Below are 18,760 nucleotides of genomic sequence, written 5' to 3'. Positions count from 1 at the left end.
TCTACAGCGTTACACGCTGCTGTCAACACCTCTTTTTCTCCGCTTTCGACCGAGAAGATCGAACCGTTGAAAGCACCAGAAAAACCGGCATTTCCAACTCATTCCAGGCTTCGATGAACTGAAGCGATCCACTATCGAAACCTACTTAACTCATTGAATCTCAAGGAGTTTTCCGTTTCGACTGCGCCGGAAGTGGTGCGAATTATAGAGACTCAGAATCTCCCGTCAACCCTTAATTTCGGCTTTCTTTCAATAACTTGCAGATAGGCCAAAAAACATCCAACTCCCTCTATATAGAAGAAGGATTCAATATTCCTTCTATATAGAGAGAACTCTCAGAGCACTCCATCCTCTTTCATCGCAGCCACTGCACCCGCCCCCAGCCCCAGCACCCGCTGCAAAACCTCCAAGGTATGCTCCCCCAACAAAGGAGGCGCACGGCGATACTCGACAGGAGTCCGCGACAACCGAATCGGGCTAGCCACCTGCGGCACCATCCCCGCCAGCGCGTGAGGCAGCTCGATCGCCAACCCGCGCGATTTCACCTGCGGATCCTCGAACACCTGTGACAGATCATTGATCGGCCCGCATGGCACGCCCGCCTGCTCCAGCTGACTCACCCACTCTGCGGTGGTCTTGAAGACGGTCGCCTGGCGGATCAGCGGAATCAGGACGGCCCGATTCGCGACTCGCAGCTTATTAGTCGCGAAACGCGGATCATCCGCCCACTGCGGTTGCCCCGCCACTTCGGCGAACTTGCGGAACTGTCCGTCATTACCCACCGTGAGAATGAAGTCACCGTCAGCCGTAGGAAAATCCTGATACGGCACGATGTTCGGATGCGCATTCCCCAGCCGCTTTGGCGCAGTGCCCGTCGTCAGATAGTTCATCGCCTGGTTGGCCAGGCATGCGACCTGAACATCCAGCAGCGCCATATCGATATGCTGCCCGCCGCCATCGTGATCACGATGAGCCAGCGCCGCCAGGATCGCCACGGTCGAATACAGGCCCGTCAGGATATCCGTAAGCGCCACACCCACCTTTACCGGCCCGGCCCCTTCATCACCCTCAGGTCGCCCGGTCAGACTCATCAGCCCACCAAGCCCCTGGATCATGAAGTCATAACCCGCACGCTTTGCATACGGCCCGGTCTGACCAAAACCGGTGATCGAGCAATAGATCAGATCCGGATTGATCGCCTTCAGCGATTCGTAATCCAGGCCATAAGCCGCCAGACCACCCACCTTGAAGTTCTCGATCAGGATGTCGGACTTGGCGGCCAACTCCCGTACCAGCTTCTGACCCTCGGGACGCGTGAAGTCGATCGTCACCGATTGCTTGTTGCGATTGGCCGACAGGTAATAAGCCGCCTCGCTGGTGTTCTCGCCGTAAGCGTCTTTCAGGAAGGGCGGCCCCCAGGCGCGGGTATCGTCACCATTACCTGGGCGCTCGACCTTGATCACTTCCGCTCCGAGATCGGCCAGGATCTGACCAGCCCACGGGCCGGCCAGCACTCGCGATAAATCCAGTACCCGCAGATGCGACAGCGCGCCCATGGTCGTTCTCCTATTAATAGAACGCCTGCAGGCCGGTCTGCGCACGACCGAGGATCAACGCGTGAACGTCGTGCGTACCTTCATAGGTATTCACCACTTCCAGGTTGACCAGGTGACGGGCCACACCGAACTCATCAGAGATCCCGTTGCCGCCCAACATGTCACGCGCCATGCGCGCGATCTCGAGAGACTTGCCGCAAGAGTTGCGCTTCATGATCGAAGTGATTTCAACCGCAGCAGTGCCTTCGTCCTTCATGCGACCCAGACGCAGACAGCCTTGCAGTGCCAAAGTGATCTCGGTCTGCATGTCAGCCAGCTTCTTCTGGATCAACTGAGTGGCGGCCAGCGGACGACCGAACTGTTGACGATCCAGGGTGTACTGGCGAGCGGTGTGCCAGCAGAACTCGGCCGCGCCCAGCGCACCCCAGGAAATGCCATAACGTGCGGAGTTGAGGCAGGTGAACGGACCTTTCAGACCACGTACATCCGGGAAGATGTTCTCTTCCGGCACGAACACGTTGTCCATGACGATTTCGCCGGTGATCGAAGCCCGCAGGCCAACCTTGCCGTGAATCGCCGGAGCACTCAGGCCTTTCCAGCCCTTCTCAAGAACGAAGCCGCGAATATCGCCAGCATCATCTTTGGCCCACACCACGAACACATCGGCGATCGGGCTATTGGTGATCCACATTTTCGCGCCGGTCAGGCTGTAGCCGCCGTCGACTTTGCGTGCACGCGTAATCATCGCGCCCGGGTCGGAACCGTGATTTGGCTCGGTCAGACCGAAGCAACCGATCCACTCGCCGGAAGCCAGTTTCGGCAAGTACTTCTGCTTCTGCGCTTCGGTGCCGAACTCGTTGATCGGCACCATCACCAGCGAAGACTGCACACTCATCATCGAACGGTAGCCGGAGTCGACACGCTCGACTTCACGGGCAATCAGGCCATAGCTGACGTAGTTGAGGCCGCTGCCACCGTACTGCTCGGGGATGGTCGCGCCCAACAAGCCGACCTCACCCATTTCACGGAAGATCGCCGGATCGGTCTTCTCATGGCGGAAGGCTTCAAGAACACGTGGAGCGAGGCTCTGCTGGGCGAATTGCTCGGCAGTGTCGCGGATCATGCGTTCTTCTTCAGTCAGCTGTTGATCCAGCAGCAGTGGATCGATCCAGTTGAAGCTAGCTTTACCGCCCATGAGTGAGTCCTCGCAAATCGGGTGAATTAACGTGGCATTGATCCTAGGCCCGCTTCGCCATCCCGGCAAACGAGGATTTCGCATCCTGTTGTGCTAATTTCTCACTCCGAAACGTCGCGAAATCCCGATTAAGCGATGTATTAGTGAGGTTGACGTACATGCGCCGCAAGATACCCAGCACTACCGCCCTGATCAGCTTCGAGGCTGCCGCCCGTCACGAGAGCTTTACCAAGGCCGCTGAAGAACTTTCCCTTACTCAGGGCGCCATTTGCCGACAGATCGCCAGCCTTGAGGACTTCCTTAGCGTCGAACTCTTCCGACGCTCGCGTCGCGGGGTGAAACTGACAGAAGCCGGCCTTTCCTACAGTCGCCGGGTCGCCACCCAACTTGACGCCGTTGAGCGCGACACCCTGTCGGTGATGGGTCAGCAAGGCACCAATGTGATCGAGCTCGCCGTGGTGCCCACCTTCGGCACGCAATGGCTGTTGCCAAGACTGAAGGACTTCCAGCTCAAGCACCCGGAAGTGACGGTCAACCTGACCAACCGCACGCGCCCGTTCCTGTTTGCCGACACTGACTTCGATGCCGCCATCTACTTTGGCGATGCCGACTGGTCCGGTACCGAATCCCACAGGTTGATGGGCGAGAATCCGATGCCGGTGTGCAGCCCTGCCTTGCTTGGTGACAAGAACAGTCTGACACCCGAAGAAATCGCCGATCTGCCGCTCCTCCAGCAAACCACCCGTCCCTACGCCTGGCGACAGTGGTTCAACTCGCAACACCTGAACATCCCACGCGACATGACAGGTCCGCGCTACGAACTATTCTCCATGCTGGCTCAGGCGGCCATGCACGACATGGGCATCGCGCTAATCCCACCGTTCCTGATTCAGCGCGAACTGGCCGAAAAACGCCTGGTGATTGCCAACCCGAACGCACTCTCCAGCATCAAGGCGTATTACCTGATGATTCCGGAGCGAAAGGTCGAATCGGCGTCACTCAAGGCTTTTCGCGATTGGCTGGTGAACCAGGCACACAGCTACAACCCAGAAGGATAAAGGGCTCCAGCGATTACTAACCCCGTAGTCAGAAAAATCAAAGCCCTACAGATATAACTATTTGTCGCAAATAGACAGACTGTATCCGAAAGTCGTACAGACGTCCCACAAGCGCCTGCCGACGTGGCTTTGCGCCCTCATTCGCGACGCATTGCGGCCTATTCACGTCACCGATGAGAAAATTCTTCAAATTCATCCAGACTCCTTGAAAGGCACGGCCTGCAAGGGATTCAACTGGCCATCTGCGACATTCGGTCACGGGATGACTTGTAGTTAATTTTCCGTCACCCGTCATAATCCCTTGAAGGGCATAAACTTCGCCTGCAAAATGCCGCGCCCCGCCCTGATTTGGCGGGATCGTGCTGATCGGCCGCCCCAGTCGCACCATCCGTAGTGCATGGGTTTACTCAATAAGATCACGCAGGAGATTTGACGTGCACATTGGTGTTCCTCTCGAAACCCAGACCGGTGAAACACGGGTTGCTGCAACCCCGGAAACCATTAAAAAGCTGATCAGCCAAGGTCATAAGGTCACTGTGCAAACCGGCGCCGGCGTTAAAGCCAGCGTTGTCGACAGTGCCTATGAAGCGGCAGGCGCAACCATTGGCAGTGCCAATGACGCGTTTGGCGCCGAGCTGATTCTCAAAGTGGTCGCGCCAAGCGATGCCGAACTGACGCTGATCAAGCGCGGAACGGTGCTGGTGGGCATGCTCAACCCGTTCAACAACGACACCATCGCGAAGATGGCCGAGTGCGGGATTACCGCGTTCGCCCTGGAAGCGGCGCCACGCACCTCCCGGGCCCAGAGTCTCGACGTGTTGTCGTCCCAGGCGAACATTGCCGGCTATAAAGCCGTGCTGCTGGCTGCTCACTACTATCCGCGCTTCATGCCGATGCTGATGACGGCTGCGGGCACCGTGAAAGCGGCGCGCGTGCTGATTCTGGGGGCTGGTGTGGCCGGGTTGCAGGCGATTGCCACGGCGAAACGTCTGGGTGCCGTCATCGAAGCGTCCGACGTACGTCCGGCCGTGAAGGAACAGATCGAATCCCTCGGCGCCAAGTTCGTCGACGTGCCTTACGAGACCGATGAAGAACGCGAATGCGCGGTCGGCGTCGGCGGTTACGCACGCCCGATGCCGGCGAGCTGGATGCAGCGTCAGGCCCAGGCCGTGCACGAGCGCGCCAAGCAGGCTGACATTGTCATCACCACCGCACTGATCCCGGGCCGCAAGGCACCGACGCTGCTGAGTGCGGACACCGTCGCGCAGATGAAACCCGGCTCGGTGGTCATCGACCTCGCGGCAGCCCAGGGTGGCAACTGCCCGCTGACCGTGGCCGATCAGGTCGTGATCGAGAACGGCGTGACCATCGTCGGCCCGACCAATCTGGCCGGTGAAGTCGCCGCAGACGCCTCGGCGCTGTACGCACGCAACCTGCTGGACTTCCTGAAGCTGGTCTTCACCAAAGAAGGCCAGTTCGAAGTGAACCTCGAAGACGACATCGTCGCCGCGTGCCTGATGTGCCGCGACGGCCAAGTCATTCGCAAAAACGCCTAAGCAGGGATTCAGACGATGGAAGAGCTTATCTCCCCCGGTATCTACAACCTGATCATCTTCGTGCTGGCGATTTATGTCGGTTATCACGTGGTCTGGAACGTTACACCCGCGCTGCACACGCCTTTGATGGCGGTGACCAACGCCATTTCGGCGATCGTGATCGTCGGCGCCACGCTCGCCGCCGCACTGACCGTTACCCCGCTGGGCAAGACCATGGGCACCCTCGCCGTGGCACTGGCCGCGGTCAACGTGTTCGGTGGCTTCCTGGTGACCCGCCGCATGCTTGAGATGTTCAAGAAGAAAGCCCCGAAAGCAAAAGAAGAGGCGCCTAAGTAATGAGCATGAACCTCGTCACGACGCTCTACCTGATCGCGTCGATCTGCTTCATCCAGGCCCTCAAGGGTCTGTCGCACCCGACCACATCGCGCCGCGGCAACCTGTTCGGCATGCTCGGCATGGCACTGGCAATCATCACCACGGTCGGCCTCATCTATAAGCTGGGCGCTGAGCTGGCGACTGCAGGCATCGGTTACGTGATCGTCGGCCTGCTGATCGGCGGCACCGCCGGTTCGATCATGGCCAAGCGCGTTGAAATGACCAAGATGCCGGAACTGGTTGCGTTCATGCACAGCATGATCGGTCTGGCAGCGGTGTTCATCGCCATTGCTGCCGTGGTCGAGCCGCAGTCGCTGGGCATCGTCAAGCAACTGGGCGACTCGATCCCGGCGGGTAATCGCCTGGAGCTGTTCCTCGGCGCGGCCATCGGTGCAATTACCTTCTCAGGTTCGGTGATCGCGTTCGGCAAGCTGTCGGGCAAATACAAGTTCCGTCTGTTCCAGGGTGCACCGGTACAGTTCAACGGTCAGCACAAGCTGAACGCGGTACTGGGTCTGGCGACGCTGATCCTCGGTGTCACCTTCATGCTGACCGGCAACCTCGCCGCGTTCGCCCTGATGCTGGCTCTGGCGTTCGTCATGGGCGTGCTGATCATCATCCCGATCGGCGGCGCCGACATGCCGGTGGTGGTGTCGATGCTCAACAGCTATTCCGGCTGGGCAGCGGCGGGTATCGGCTTCTCGCTGAACAACTCGATGCTGATCATTGCCGGCTCGCTGGTGGGTTCGAGTGGTGCGATCCTCTCGTACATCATGTGCAAGGCGATGAACCGTTCCTTCTTTAATGTACTGCTCGGCGGTTTTGGCAATACAGCAGACGCCGGTCCTGCCGGTGAGAAGGAAGCCCGTCCGGTGAAATCCGGTTCGGCTGACGACGCGACGTTCCTGCTGACCAACGCCGACACCGTGATCATCGTTCCGGGTTACGGCCTGGCGGTGGCCCGTGCACAGCACGCATTGAAAGAGCTGACCGAGAAGCTGACCCACCATGGCGTGACCGTGAAATACGCGATCCACCCGGTGGCCGGTCGGATGCCTGGCCACATGAACGTACTGCTGGCCGAGGCCGAAGTGCCGTACGACCAGGTGTTCGAGATGGAAGACATCAACTCCGAGTTCGGTCAGGCCGACGTGGTGCTGGTGCTCGGCGCCAACGACGTGGTGAACCCGGCCGCCAAGAACGATCCGAAATCGCCGATTGCCGGCATGCCGATCCTCGAAGCGTTCAAGGCCAAGACCATCATCGTCAACAAGCGCTCGATGGCCAGCGGCTATGCCGGTCTGGACAACGAACTGTTCTACCTGGACAAGACCATGATGGTGTTCGGCGACGCGAAAAAAGTCATCGAAGACATGGTCAAAGCGGTCGAGTAACCCTCGCCGGCAACACCGAACGCCCCGACTTGTCGGGGCGTTTTTGTTTGCGCAAAACGTCGGACAATTTGCCGCGTTGTTGCAGATCCGGTAACGGTGTTTTACTTGCAACCCGCTAAATAGACGCCTCGTTTGCGACCTTGGTAGCGGGACAGGCGCTCGCGAAATTCACTAGACTGCGCATCCTGCTACTCGCTGCCCGAGAAAATAATCCATGTACCGTGACCGTATTCGCCTGCCTTCGTTGTTGGATAAAGTGATGAGCGCCGCCGACGCCGCTGCGCTGATTGAGGACGGCATGACCGTCGGCATGAGCGGCTTCACCCGCGCCGGCGAAGCCAAGGCCGTGCCCCATGCGCTGGCCGAGCGAGCCAAGGTCACGCCGCTGAAGATCAGCCTGATGACCGGCGCCAGTCTGGGCAACGACCTCGACAAGCAACTGACCGAGGCTGGCGTGCTGTCCCGGCGCATGCCGTTTCAGGTCGACAGCACCTTGCGCAAGGCAATCAACGCCGGCGAAGTGATGTTCATCGACCAGCACCTGTCGGAAACTGTCGAGCAATTGCGCAACCAGCAACTGAAGCTGCCGGACATCGCCGTCATCGAAGCCGTGGCCATCACCGAACAGGGCCACATCGTGCCGACCACTTCGGTGGGCAACTCGGCGAGCTTCGCGATCTTCGCCAAACACGTGATCGTCGAGATCAACCTGGCGCACAACGCCAACCTCGAAGGTCTGCACGACATCTATATTCCGACCTACCGCCCGACCCGCACGCCGATCCCGCTGGTAAAGGTCGACGACCGCATCGGCAGCACCGCGATCCCGATCCCGCCGGAGAAGATTGTCGCCATCGTCATCACCCAGCAGTCGGACTCGCCGTCCACCGTGTCGTCGCCGGATGTCGATACCAAAGCCATCGCCGATCACCTGATCACTTTCCTCAAGCAGGAAGTCGACGCCGGGCGCATGACCAACAAGCTCGGCCCGTTGCAGGCCGGGATCGGCAACATTGCCAACGCGGTGATGTGCGGGCTGATCGATTCGCCGTTCGAAGACCTGACCATGTATTCCGAAGTGCTGCAGGACTCGACCTTCGACCTGATCGACGCCGGCAAGCTGAGCTTTGCCTCGGGCAGCTCGATCACCCTGTCGGAGCGGCGCAACAGCGACGTGTTCGGCAATCTGGAGAAGTACAAAGACAAGCTGGTGTTGCGCCCGCAGGAAATCTCCAACCACCCGGAAGTGGTGCGGCGTCTGGGCATCATCGGCATCAACACGGCCCTTGAGTTCGACATCTATGGCAACGTCAACTCGACCCACGTCTGCGGCACGCGGATGATGAACGGCATCGGTGGCTCGGGCGACTTCGCTCGCAACGCACACCTGGCGGTGTTCGTGACCAAGTCGATCGCCAAGGGCGGCGCGATTTCCAGCGTGGTGCCGATGGTCAGCCACGTCGACCATACCGAGCATGACGTCGACATCCTGGTGACCGAGGTGGGCCTGGCTGACCTGCGCGGCCTGGCGCCACGGGAACGCGCCCGGGTGATCATCGACAACTGTGTGCACCCGGACTTCCGCCAGGCGCTGAACGACTACTTCGACAAAGCCTGCGCGATCGGCGGCCACACCCCGCACATTCTGCGTGACGCCCTGAGCTGGCACATCAATCTGGAAGAAACCGGACGCATGCTGGCAGTGTAATCCGCACAGATTTTCCGCTGGCGCAAACACATTTCGCCAGCGGGATTTTGAAAACCACTGCAATCGTCAAAAACTGTACTGCTGTACCGGTCATTTCCTACAGCTTTTACCTACTCACATCATCGAACTGGGTCAAAATGCACCAAATAAGCGCAGACAGGTACAGTTTGCGCAATTTTGACCCGTACACCCCCTATAAACAGTTAACTGGTCAATCACAATACAGGTGAACTGTATCTAGAGAGTCTGGCCAAACGAGAGGATCATGGGCACCAGTTAAACCACTACCTAATCCCGCCACAAGCGGAAGGATGTCAACCATGGAACGTACACTCAGTTCCGAACTGTTCTTCGAAGACAAAGCTGTAAAAACCCAGGCTTCCCTGCCTCTGCGCGTTATCGCCAACCTGATGTTGTGGCAGCGCCGCATTTCCAGCCGCCACCAACTGGCTCGTCTGGACTCGCGTCTGCTGGCCGATGCCGGTATCAGCGAAGCACAACGCTACGAAGAGCTGAGCAAGCCGTTCTGGCGCTAATCAGCGTCGCTGGCTCTGGTCGCTAGACCCACCGCCAGCAACCCGAATTGAATAAACAAGACCCGTCGCGGGAAACCGCGACGGGTCTTGTCGTTTCAGGGCAGAAAAACCTGAATACCCAGCCTGAACCACCAGACAGGTACAGTTTCTTTAAATAGATTAATGACAAGTACAGTTACGCAAAATGTATTCAGGCCAGTATCCTGACCACTGTGCGAACTCGCAACGGAGGCCTAAGCTCCATGCAGAACGTGGCGAATGCTGTGCAACTGGCGTCTGACCTTCAGACACCGAGCCACCTCTCAATACGGTTTATCCACAGGAGTTCTCCCATGTCCCGTCTTCGTCTGCTCAGCGCCGCCGCCCTGCTGGCCGTCGCTGCCAACGCCAGCGCAACCAGCTTCATCGTGACCACCGACGCCGTGGTTGGCGCGCTCAAGTCTTCTTCAGATGCCACCTCCGACGTTACTTCGTCCTTCCGTGACGACAAGATCGTGCTCGCTGCCCGTGACGACGCCGCCAGCTTCGTGGCCAGCGAAGGTGAAATCCGTGGCGTGAAACTGGAGAGCGCACTGGATCACATCCGTCATCAGGCTCCGCAACTGAACGCGACCGACGCACAGCTGGCCCAGGCCATTCTGACGATCTAAGCGACAGGGGCATCTCGGGACACGCCGGTCGTGTCCCGATGTTTCGGCGCTGGCTCTAGTCGGGGCATTGCGCTAGCCTTGGGACTCGCCAACAGTTGCCGAGTCCCATGCGTTTTCTTTCAAATCTGCTTATCCCTTCTTTACTGCTCACCGCCTGCTGGATTCCTCTGGCAGACGCCTTCGATGTGTCCACACAGAACACCGTGGTCAGCGTCTGGGCCACGGGCATGGTTTCTTCCGCACCGTTCGACCGTAAACTGATCATCGCCGCGCACGACGATGCCGCAGCGTTCGTTGCCAGTGACGGCCAGATGCGCGGCGCACAGCTCGAATCTGCGCTGCATTACCTGCGCAAGAGCCGGCCAAAACTTCATGTCAGTGACCTTGAACTGGCACAGGCAATTCTCGTCCAATAGTCATCCCTGTCCTTTCGGAGTCGTTCCATGCGTAGCCCGCTGATTGCTGCCGCCCTTGGCCTGCTGTTGTTGGCCGATATGGCCCAGGCGCACACCCTGGTAGCCACCAGTAACATCATCGTCCGCGCCTCCCAGCGCACCATCGATTTCACCTCCGACACCACTACGTCGATTCGCGATTCGAAAATCATCCGCGAAGCCCACGACGACGCTGCCAGCTTCGTGGCCAGCGACGGTGATATCCGTGGTGCAAACCTGGAAGCGGCCTTCAAGACCTTGCGCACCCGCGTGCCGGAAGCCCGCGACGCCAGTGATCAGGTACTCGCCGAAGCCATCCTCGCACTGTGAGGTCACTCGGCGCCTGGCTGCTGGCCGGGGCGTTGTTGCTGTTTGGCAACAGCGCCCACGCCGGCCTGCAATTGCGGCTCAAGACCGATGGCTTGAGCCCCACCCAACAACAGGCCAGCCAGGCGCTGCTCGATGAAGCCATGCAGGCATTGCCGCCGAGCTTCATCGAACGCCTGGATCGGCGCATCGATGTCGGCTGGACCGACGACATGCCCGGCAACGCCTATGGTCAGGCGACGCTCGTCTCCGAACTGGACCTGAACCGCAAACTGCTCGCCGGACTAACCGATGGCAGCGCGGCCACTCAAAAAACCAATCGCCCCCACGGCACCGTACGCCGGGAACTGCTGGCCACGGTGCTGCACGAAATCACCCACATTTACGATCGCGCGCGCTTGTGGCCGGCGGCCGAACGCACGCTGATCCAGCGCTGCACCCGGCGCAACAACAGCGCCGGGTTGATCGGTATTCCCGATGAGTGCCGCGGCCAGAACGGTCGGCGCTTCACCCTCAGCGATGATCCACGCCTGCTGGACCTCGCCGGCTGGCAGCAATACGTCGGGCGTCGGGGTGAGCGGGAACAGCACAACCGGCAGATCGCCCGCAGCCCCGACCTCTACGAAATCTCCAGCCCGAAGGAGTTTGTCGCGGTCAACATGGAGTACTTTCTCCTCGACCCGAGCTACGCCTGCCGGCGCCCGGCGCTGTATCGCTATTACCAGGAACACTTCGGCTGGGCACCGCCGGCCAAGGATGCGTGCGCCAAAACCTTTGCCTTCCTCAATGCCGGCAACGACTTTGCCAAACAGCCTCTGGGCCAGGTCGATCCGGAGCGGGTGTACGCGGTGGATTACCTGTTGGCCGAAGCCAACCAGAACTGGGTCAGCCGTTGGGGCCACAGCATGTTGCGTCTGGTGATCTGCGCACCGGGCCGGCCACGCGGGCCGGACTGCCGACTGGATCTGGATCAGCATCTGGTGTTGTCGTACCGCGCTTTCGTCGGCGACGTGCAGCTGTCGAGCTGGGACGGGCTGGTCGGCAAGTACCCTTCGCGCCTGTTCGTGCTGCCGCTGGCGCAGGTGATCGACGAATACACCAAGACCGAACTGCGCAGCCTGGCGTCGGTGCCGCTGAATCTCTCTCGCAGCGAAATCGAGGGCGTGGTCGAACACGCTGCCGAAATGCACTGGAGCTACGACGGCAATTACTTCTTCCTCTCCAACAACTGTGCGGTCGAAGGCCTGAAGCTGCTGCGCAGCGGCAGCAACAATGCCCGGCTCACCGGCCTCGACAGCATCATGCCCAACGGTTTGCTGGAAGTGCTGAAGGGCCGAGGCCTGGCCGACACCAGCGTGCTCGATGATCCGAAAGAGGCGCTGCGCCTGGGTTATCGCTTTGACTCGTTCCGTGACCGTTATCAGGCGATGTTCGATGTGTTGAAGAAGCAATTGCCGATCAAGCAGACAACCGTTGAAGAATGGCTTTCGCTGTCTGCCGAGGAGCGTCGCCCCTGGTTCGAACGGGCTGACCTGCGCACCAGCGCCGCGCTGTTGTTGCTGGAGCAAGCCAGTTTCCGCCGCCAACTGTTGCTCGCTCAGGATGAGGTCAAGCAACGCTACCTCGGCGCCCGTGAGCTGGAGAACGGAGGCATGGACAAGGCCAACGCCACCTTGCAGCAGATTCTCGCCAACAGCGGCTTCCTCAGCCGACCGGCAGAATTGCTCGACTCCCGAGGTTATGGCCTGCCGCAACCTAGCGAATTCAGCCGACTGGAAGCAGAAAGCAGCCAGCGCCAGAAACAATTGCTGGCCCTGACCGGCGATCTGGATAAGGAAGTGCGCGCGCTGCTGGAGCCCAAACGAGCAGCCGAGATTGCGGCCAGCGAGGCCAACGTAAAGCTGATCGGCGAACATCTGCGCAAACTGCACAAAGCCTCTGGCGGACTGGAGTTGCCCTGAAAAACCACGGCCCTGAAAGCAAAAGACCGCAGCCTGTAAAAGGCTGCGGTCTTTTTTATTGCCTGACGATCAGTACAGAACGCCATCCAGTACTTCGTAAACGATCCCAGTGCCCACCGCGATCAGCACGATGTCACCGCCGGCACGACGCCATTCATAACCCGGGTAATACGGCAGACGACTCAAGGCCCGGTTATCCAGGCGCTCGCCGTAATAGCCATGGGGCAGCGGTCGGCCACGGACCAGATGGATGCCTGGAGGTGGCGGCGCACCGCGCACGAAATAGCCATGATTGTCACGGATCACCTGACGCACCGGGCCGAAATCCCGAGGCGGCGGGCCGCCGCGATGGTTGCTTTGCCAATCAGGGTGATCACCACCGCGATTGTCGTAGTGGCCCTGTTGCGGGCCGCCGTGGTCGTGATCGTCGCGCGGATCGGCGCTGGCCAGCAGCGGCGTCGCGCTGATCATCAGCACGCCCAGACTGGCAATCAGACGTTTCGGCATTTTCATCGGGTCTTTCCTCACTGCACTGACAGCAAAAAGGGATTCAGAACGTGGTTCTGAATCCCTCGGTCTTGCTCAATTAGTCTGTGCCGTGAGGCTCTAATTCCTCTGTATCAGGAACTTTACCTTCAGCTGACGCGAGCCTTACGCACGCCTTCGGACAACGCCGAGCAAAGGCTCAGCACGCCGTCGATGGCCTGGTCCGGTGTGGTCGCATTGGCGATGTGATCGATCAGCGCCGAGCCCACCACCACACCGTCGGCCAGACGCGCGATGGACGCGGCCTGCTCCGGCGTGCGGATACCAAAACCGATGCTGATCGGCAGATCGGTATGACGACGCAGACGCGCTACCGCCTCCTCGACGTGTTCCAGAGTCGCCGCGCCGGCACCGGTCACACCGGCAACCGACACGTAGTAAACGAAGCCGGAGCTGCCATTCAGCACTTTCGGCAGACGTGCATCATCGGTAGTCGGAGTGGTCAGACGGATGAAGTCGATGCCCGCAGCCTGGGCCGGGTCGCACAGTTCCGAGTTGTGCTCCGGTGGCATGTCGACCACGATCAGGCCATCGACGCCGGCCTCTTTGGCTTCGGCGATGAAACGCTCGACGCCGAACTTGTGGATCGGGTTGAAGTAACCCATCAGCACCAGCGGCGTGTCGCTGTTGTCCTTGCGGAACTCGCGGACCATTTGCAGGGTTTTGACCAGGTTCTGCTTGGCGCCCAGGGCACGGATGTTCGCCAGCTGAATCGCCGGGCCATCGGCCATCGGGTCGGTGAACGGCATGCCCAGTTCGATCACATCGGCACCGGCTTTCGGCAGGCCTTTGAGGATCGCCAGCGAGGTGTCGTAGTCCGGGTCGCCAGCGGTGACGAAGGTCACGAGGGCAGCGCGGTTCTGTTCCTTGAGTTCGGCAAAGCGGGTTTGCAGGCGGCTCATCAGTGTTTCTCCTGCTTGGAAGTTTCCATATGGTGCATGACGGTCTGCATGTCTTTGTCGCCGCGGCCGGACAGGTTGACCACCATCAGGTGATCCTTCGGCAGTGTCGGTGCGCGTTTGAATACTTCGGCCAACGCATGAGCGCTTTCCAATGCAGGGATGATCCCCTCGAGGCGGCAGCATTTGTGGAACGCATCAAGGGCTTCATCGTCGGTCACCGAGGTGTACTGGACGCGGCCGATGTCATGCAACCACGCGTGCTCAGGGCCGATGCCCGGATAGTCGAGGCCGGCGGAAATCGAGTGGGCATCGATGATCTGGCCATCGTCGTCCTGTAGCAGGAAGGTACGGTTGCCGTGCAGCACACCCGGTACACCGCCGTTGAGGCTGGCCGCGTGCTTGCCGGTCTCGATGCCGTAACCGGCGGCTTCGACGCCGATGATCTCGACGCTCTTGTCGTCGAGGAACGGGTGGAACAGGCCCATGGCGTTGGAACCGCCGCCGATGCACGCCACCAGGCTGTCCGGCAGGCGACCCTCCTGGGCTTGCAACTGATCGCGGGTTTCCTTGCCGATCACCGCCTGGAAGTCGCGAACCATGGCTGGATAAGGGTGCGGACCGGCCACGGTGCCGATCAGGTAGAAGGTGCTGTCGACGTTGGTCACCCAGTCACGCAGTGCTTCGTTCATCGCGTCTTTCAGGGTGCCGGTGCCGGCGACCACCGGGATCACCTCGGCGCCCAGCAGCTTCATGCGGAACACGTTGGCCTGCTGGCGCTCGATGTCGGTGGTGCCCATGTAGATCACGCAATCCAGACCGAAACGCGCAGCCACGGTGGCGGTGGCTACGCCATGCATGCCGGCTCCGGTCTCGGCGATGATGCGTTTCTTGCCCATGCGCCGCGCCAGCAGGATCTGGCCGATACAGTTGTTGATCTTGTGCGCGCCGGTGTGGTTCAGCTCTTCGCGCTTGAGGTAGATCTTGGCGCCACCGCAGAACTCGGTCAGGCGCTCGGCGAAATACAGCGGGCTCGGACGTCCGACGTAGTCACGCTGGAAGTAGGCCAATTCCTCTTTGAACGCCGGATCTTCCTTGGCCGCCTCGTATTCGCGGGCCAGATCGAGGATCAACGGCATCAGGGTTTCGGCGACGTAACGGCCGCCGAACGAGCCAAACAGGCCGTTGGCGTCAGGGCCGTTACGCAGATCGGAAGTGTTCGAAGTCTGGGTCATGGTTCGCTCCAGCGGATTTCACGAGAAGACAATGGCGTTCACTCTACCCCTGACCTTCCAGACTGAAAACCGATAAGATCGCCACAACCTGTCAGGAAAACTCACAGATATCATGAGCCATGACCTTCCCCCGCTGAACGCCCTGCGCGCCTTCGAAGCCACCGCCCGCCTGAACAGCGTCAGCCAAGCTGCGGAGCAGCTTCACGTGACCCACGGCGCGGTCAGCCGCCAGCTCAAGGTGCTGGAAGAGCATCTCGGCGTCAGTCTTTTCGTCAAGGACGGTCGTGGCCTGAAACTCACAGATGCCGGCATCCGCCTGCGCGATGCCAGCGGCGAGGCGTTCGACCGCTTGCGCAGCGTTTGCGTCGAACTGGCCCAAAGCACCGCCGATGCGCCGTTCGTGCTCGGTTGCTCCGGTAGCTTGCTGGCGCGCTGGTTCATTCCGCGACTGGGAAGGCTGAATGCCGATCTGCCGGATTTGCGTCTGCACCTGTCAGCCGGCGAAGGCGATCTCGACCCGCGTCGCCCGGGGCTGGATGCATTGCTGCTGTTCGCCGAACCGCCATGGCCGGCAGACATGCAAGTCTATGAGCTGGCCAGCGAGCGCATCGGCCCGGTCATGAGCCCGCTGTTCAGCGGCTACCAGCGCCTGCAATCGGCACCGCCCATTGCCCTGCTCGATGAACCCTTGCTGCACACGACTTCACGCCCGCAAGCCTGGCCGAGCTGGGCGCAGCAAAGCGGCCTCAACGCCAAGGCGTTGAAGATGGGGCAAGGTTTCGAGCATTTGTATTACTTGCTGGAAGCGGCCGTCGCCGGGCTGGGCGTGGCGATCGCGCCGGAACCGTTGGTGACCGAAGATTTGAAGGCCGGGCGCCTGGTCGCGCCGTGGGGTTTCAGCGAAACCCCGGCGCAACTGGCGTTGTGGCTACCCAAGCGCGCCTCGGACGGGCGCGCCCGGCAATTGGCGCAGTGGCTCAGGAACGAACTGCGCCAGGCGGATCACTCGCCGCGCTTGAACAGCAAGTAAGCGGCCAGCAGACCCAGCGCACCGACCGCCACACCGGCAGTCGTCCACGGGTGTTCCTGCGCATAATCGCGGGTGGCAATCCCGGTCTCGCGGGTTTTGACTTTGACTTCTTCGTAGGCATCGCTGAGCAGGCTGCGCGAGTGTTTCAGCGCGCTTTCAGCGTTGCTCTTGAGCGCCTTGAGGGTCTTGCGCGACTCGTCAGAAGCGTCGTCCTTCAGGCTTTCCAACGACTTGAGCAGACTCTCGATCTCCGCTTCCATGCTTTGCAACGAGGCTTTGCGTAACGAGGTGTTGGCCATGGTGGCTCTCCTGCATTGGTGATGAGTGGCGTGTGTTGGTTGGGACTTCAGCGTTTCTGGAAAGTGCAGAAAATCTGAACTTCCATTCCCCAAAGTCGCCGAAATCAACACGGCAAATCGCTGCTAGGCTCAATTGCACACTTCAAGGAGAACACCATGAGTGACCATCACACCTACAAGAAAGTCGAGCTGGTCGGTTCGTCCACCAGCAGCATCGAAGACGCCATCAACAATGCGTTGGCCGAGGCCAACAAGAGCATCAAGCATCTGGAATGGTTTGAAGTGACCGAAACCCGCGGCCACATCAAGGACGGCAAGGCTGCCCACTTTCAAGTGACCCTGAAAGTCGGGTTCCGGATTGCCAGCAGCTGAGTTTGGTCTACGCTTCTGAACTTGCGCGCTGGCCGAGTGCCATAGGAATGGCAATGCGCTACGAGGTGAGTGCATCGAGCGAACGGCTCGATGCCCGCCTTAATTAATCCGACCAGGGAGTGCGACCGATGAAGAAGTTGATATTGGCAGTAGGTTTGTTGAGCCTTGCGGGTGGTGCGTTTGCTGCCGGCAAGCCCTGTGAAGAACTGAAGGCCGAAATCGCGGCCAAGCTGGATGCCAAGGGCGTTTCCGGGTATTCGCTGGAGATTGTCGACAAGGGTGCGGCCAGTGGCGGCAAAGTCGTCGGCACCTGCGAAGGCGGCGCCAAAGAGATCGTCTACACCCGCGGCTGATCACGCCGGAAAAACAAAAGCCGACGCTATGCGTCGGCTTTTTTGTGCGCGGCTATCGGGCTCAGCCCTTCATGACCTGCGCCAGCAACTCGTAGGAATGCAGGCGATCGGCATGTTCGTAAAGGTCGCAGGTGAAGATCAGCTCATCAGCCTGGGTCTGTTCGATCAGCACTTCGAGTTTCGCGCGGATTTTCTGCGGACTGCCGACCATCGCCAGACCAAGGAAATCACCCACGGCCTCACGCTCGTGGGGCAGCCACAGGCCGTCCATGGTTTTCACCGGTGGGCGCTGCACCAGACTTTGCCCTCGCATCAGCGCGAGGATTCGTTGGTACACCGAGGTCGCCAGGTAGTCGGCCTGTTCATCGGTGTCGGCTGCCACCAACGGCACACCGAGCATTACGTACGGCTTGTCGAGCACCGCCGATGGCTTGAAGTGATTGCGGTAGACGCGAATCGCCTCGTGCATGAAACGCGGTGCGAAATGCGAGGCGAAAGCGTAGGGCAAACCGCGCTCACCGGCCAGTTGCGCACTGAACAAACTCGAGCCGAGCAGCCAGATCGGCACGTTGGTGCCGGTTCCCGGCATCGCGATCACCCGCTGTTCCGGCGTGCGCGGACCTAGAAAGCGCGCCAGCTCAGCCACGTCTTCCGGGAAATCATCAGCACTGCCGGAACGCTCACGACGCAAGGCACGGGCGGTCATCTGATCGGAACCCGGCGCACGGCCCAGGCCGAGGTCGATACGTCCCGGATACAGGCTTTCGAGGGTGCCGAACTGCTCGGCGATCACCAGTGGTGCGTGGTTGGGCAACATCACGCCGCCAGAGCCGACGCGGATGGTCGACGTGCCGCCGGCCAGGTAGCCCAGCAACACCGAGGTGGCGGAACTGGCGATGCCATCCATGTTGTGGTGCTCGGCGACCCAGAACCGCGTGTAGCCAAATTTCTCGACATGCTGCGCCAGGTCCAGCGAGTTGCGCAGCGACTGGGCCGGGCTGCCGTTCTCGCGCACCGGCACCAGATCGAGGGTGGAAAATTTTACGTCGGACAGTTGCTTCATAAACCTGCATCTCCGATTGAGGGCGCAGGTGTGTTCTTGGCGAACGCAAACCTGCCCAATTCATAAGCGTGTTCTGTGCAATGAGGGCATATACCCGAGTTTCAATAGCCGATCTGAAATTTCCTACTAAAAAAGTCAACGATTCACTTGGGCTGAACTTTGTTCCGGCGTCTATCCTCAGAAGCCTTGCAGGCAAAAACCACGACGGCGCGG

Annotated in this window: 20 protein-coding genes; 13 read left to right on the top strand and 7 right to left on the bottom strand. The window is 60.1% G+C overall.

Annotated features, from left to right (window positions below; all coding sequences use genetic code 11):
- Nucleotides 1-335: 335 nt before the first annotated feature.
- Complete coding sequence (locus ACKUG4_RS27990) at nucleotides 336-1,556, bottom strand: CaiB/BaiF CoA transferase family protein (RefSeq protein ID WP_085647208.1); 1,221 nt, start codon at nucleotides 1,554-1,556, stop codon at nucleotides 336-338.
- 13 nt (nucleotides 1,557-1,569) lie between these two features.
- A complete protein-coding gene (locus ACKUG4_RS27985; protein ID WP_011331834.1) occupies nucleotides 1,570-2,751 on the bottom strand; it encodes an acyl-CoA dehydrogenase in 1,182 nt (393 codons plus the stop codon).
- 158 nt (nucleotides 2,752-2,909) lie between these two features.
- Here ACKUG4_RS27985 and ACKUG4_RS27980 point away from each other — a divergent pair, with 158 nt between their 5' ends.
- The 10 genes from ACKUG4_RS27980 to ACKUG4_RS27935 all read left to right on the top strand — a co-directional run bounded on the left by ACKUG4_RS27980 (nucleotide 2,910) and on the right by ACKUG4_RS27935 (nucleotide 12,750).
- Complete coding sequence (locus ACKUG4_RS27980; protein ID WP_445435266.1) at nucleotides 2,910-3,809, top strand: LysR family transcriptional regulator; 900 nt, start codon at nucleotides 2,910-2,912, stop codon at nucleotides 3,807-3,809.
- A 434-nt stretch (nucleotides 3,810-4,243) separates the two neighbouring features.
- Entirely contained in the window at nucleotides 4,244-5,365 is a 1,122-nt protein-coding gene (locus tag ACKUG4_RS27975) for a Re/Si-specific NAD(P)(+) transhydrogenase subunit alpha (protein ID WP_011331831.1), read from the top strand.
- A gap of 15 nt (nucleotides 5,366-5,380) precedes the next feature.
- Complete coding sequence (locus ACKUG4_RS27970) at nucleotides 5,381-5,701, top strand: NAD(P) transhydrogenase subunit alpha part 2 (RefSeq protein WP_445435265.1); 321 nt, start codon at nucleotides 5,381-5,383, stop codon at nucleotides 5,699-5,701.
- A complete protein-coding gene (locus ACKUG4_RS27965; protein ID WP_445435264.1) occupies nucleotides 5,701-7,134 on the top strand; it encodes an NAD(P)(+) transhydrogenase (Re/Si-specific) subunit beta in 1,434 nt (477 codons plus the stop codon). Before ACKUG4_RS27970 ends, ACKUG4_RS27965 begins: the two co-directional genes overlap by 1 nt.
- A gap of 214 nt (nucleotides 7,135-7,348) precedes the next feature.
- The gene (scpC, locus tag ACKUG4_RS27960) at nucleotides 7,349-8,842 is read left to right on the top strand and encodes a succinyl-CoA:acetate CoA-transferase ScpC (protein ID WP_064592552.1); all 1,494 of its coding nucleotides are present in this window, start codon (nucleotides 7,349-7,351) and stop codon (nucleotides 8,840-8,842) included.
- Nucleotides 8,843-9,162: 320 nt separating this feature from the next.
- Complete coding sequence (locus ACKUG4_RS27955) at nucleotides 9,163-9,378, top strand: DUF1127 domain-containing protein (RefSeq protein WP_011331828.1); 216 nt, start codon at nucleotides 9,163-9,165, stop codon at nucleotides 9,376-9,378.
- 332 nt (nucleotides 9,379-9,710) lie between these two features.
- Nucleotides 9,711-10,028, top strand: a complete 318-nt coding sequence (locus ACKUG4_RS27950; RefSeq protein WP_007953908.1) for a DUF2388 domain-containing protein — start codon at nucleotides 9,711-9,713, stop codon at nucleotides 10,026-10,028.
- Nucleotides 10,029-10,135: 107 nt separating this feature from the next.
- The gene (locus ACKUG4_RS27945) at nucleotides 10,136-10,444 is read left to right on the top strand and encodes a DUF2388 domain-containing protein (RefSeq protein WP_064592548.1); all 309 of its coding nucleotides are present in this window, start codon (nucleotides 10,136-10,138) and stop codon (nucleotides 10,442-10,444) included.
- 27 nt (nucleotides 10,445-10,471) lie between these two features.
- The gene (locus ACKUG4_RS27940; protein ID WP_039764795.1) at nucleotides 10,472-10,792 is read left to right on the top strand and encodes a DUF2388 domain-containing protein; all 321 of its coding nucleotides are present in this window, start codon (nucleotides 10,472-10,474) and stop codon (nucleotides 10,790-10,792) included.
- On the top strand, nucleotides 10,789-12,750 hold the full coding sequence (locus ACKUG4_RS27935; protein WP_445435263.1) for a DUF7844 domain-containing protein: 1,962 nt from the start codon (nucleotides 10,789-10,791) through the stop codon (nucleotides 12,748-12,750). Before ACKUG4_RS27940 ends, ACKUG4_RS27935 begins: the two co-directional genes overlap by 4 nt.
- Nucleotides 12,751-12,819: 69 nt before the next feature.
- Here the strand turns inward: ACKUG4_RS27935 and ACKUG4_RS27930 are convergent, their stop codons facing one another.
- The 3 genes from ACKUG4_RS27930 to trpB form a co-directional block, all read right to left on the bottom strand.
- Nucleotides 12,820-13,263: an anti-virulence regulator CigR family protein gene (locus ACKUG4_RS27930; RefSeq protein ID WP_445435262.1), complete on the bottom strand. Its 444-nt coding sequence runs from the start codon at nucleotides 13,261-13,263 to the stop codon at nucleotides 12,820-12,822.
- A 122-nt stretch (nucleotides 13,264-13,385) separates the two neighbouring features.
- Nucleotides 13,386-14,198: a tryptophan synthase subunit alpha gene (gene trpA / locus ACKUG4_RS27925; protein ID WP_445435261.1), complete on the bottom strand. Its 813-nt coding sequence runs from the start codon at nucleotides 14,196-14,198 to the stop codon at nucleotides 13,386-13,388.
- Nucleotides 14,198-15,430 (bottom strand): tryptophan synthase subunit beta, encoded by a 1,233-nt coding sequence (gene trpB / locus ACKUG4_RS27920; RefSeq protein WP_179693109.1) that lies wholly within the window; start codon nucleotides 15,428-15,430, stop codon nucleotides 14,198-14,200. The genes trpA and trpB overlap by 1 nt, the downstream gene beginning before the upstream one ends.
- A gap of 112 nt (nucleotides 15,431-15,542) precedes the next feature.
- Between trpB and ACKUG4_RS27915 the strand changes: the two genes are divergently transcribed.
- The gene (locus tag ACKUG4_RS27915; RefSeq protein WP_445435260.1) at nucleotides 15,543-16,460 is read left to right on the top strand and encodes a LysR family transcriptional regulator; all 918 of its coding nucleotides are present in this window, start codon (nucleotides 15,543-15,545) and stop codon (nucleotides 16,458-16,460) included.
- Here ACKUG4_RS27915 and ACKUG4_RS27910 read toward each other — a convergent pair.
- On the bottom strand, nucleotides 16,433-16,759 hold the full coding sequence (locus ACKUG4_RS27910; protein ID WP_011331820.1) for an ElaB/YgaM/YqjD family protein: 327 nt from the start codon (nucleotides 16,757-16,759) through the stop codon (nucleotides 16,433-16,435). The genes ACKUG4_RS27915 and ACKUG4_RS27910 overlap by 28 nt on opposite strands.
- Nucleotides 16,760-16,915: 156 nt before the next feature.
- On the opposite strand from ACKUG4_RS27910, the gene ACKUG4_RS27905 reads away from it, so the two are divergent.
- Together ACKUG4_RS27905 and ACKUG4_RS27900 are read left to right on the top strand one after the other, a co-directional pair.
- The gene (locus tag ACKUG4_RS27905; protein WP_007953919.1) at nucleotides 16,916-17,131 is read left to right on the top strand and encodes a dodecin; all 216 of its coding nucleotides are present in this window, start codon (nucleotides 16,916-16,918) and stop codon (nucleotides 17,129-17,131) included.
- A gap of 128 nt (nucleotides 17,132-17,259) precedes the next feature.
- The gene (locus ACKUG4_RS27900) at nucleotides 17,260-17,484 is read left to right on the top strand and encodes a DUF1161 domain-containing protein (RefSeq protein ID WP_039764805.1); all 225 of its coding nucleotides are present in this window, start codon (nucleotides 17,260-17,262) and stop codon (nucleotides 17,482-17,484) included.
- Between the two features lie 61 nt (nucleotides 17,485-17,545).
- Here the strand turns inward: ACKUG4_RS27900 and ACKUG4_RS27895 are convergent, their stop codons facing one another.
- Nucleotides 17,546-18,547, bottom strand: coding sequence for an LLM class flavin-dependent oxidoreductase (locus tag ACKUG4_RS27895; RefSeq protein ID WP_445435259.1), 1,002 nt, complete (start codon nucleotides 18,545-18,547; stop codon nucleotides 17,546-17,548).
- Nucleotides 18,548-18,760: the final 213 nt, after the last annotated feature.

It is taken from the genome of Candidatus Pseudomonas auctus (assembly GCF_048654275.1).
Taxonomy (GTDB): domain Bacteria; phylum Pseudomonadota; class Gammaproteobacteria; order Pseudomonadales; family Pseudomonadaceae; genus Aquipseudomonas; species Aquipseudomonas pharyngis.
Note: the sequence above shows the minus strand (reverse complement) of the source record. Positions and strands in the feature narration are given on the sequence as shown.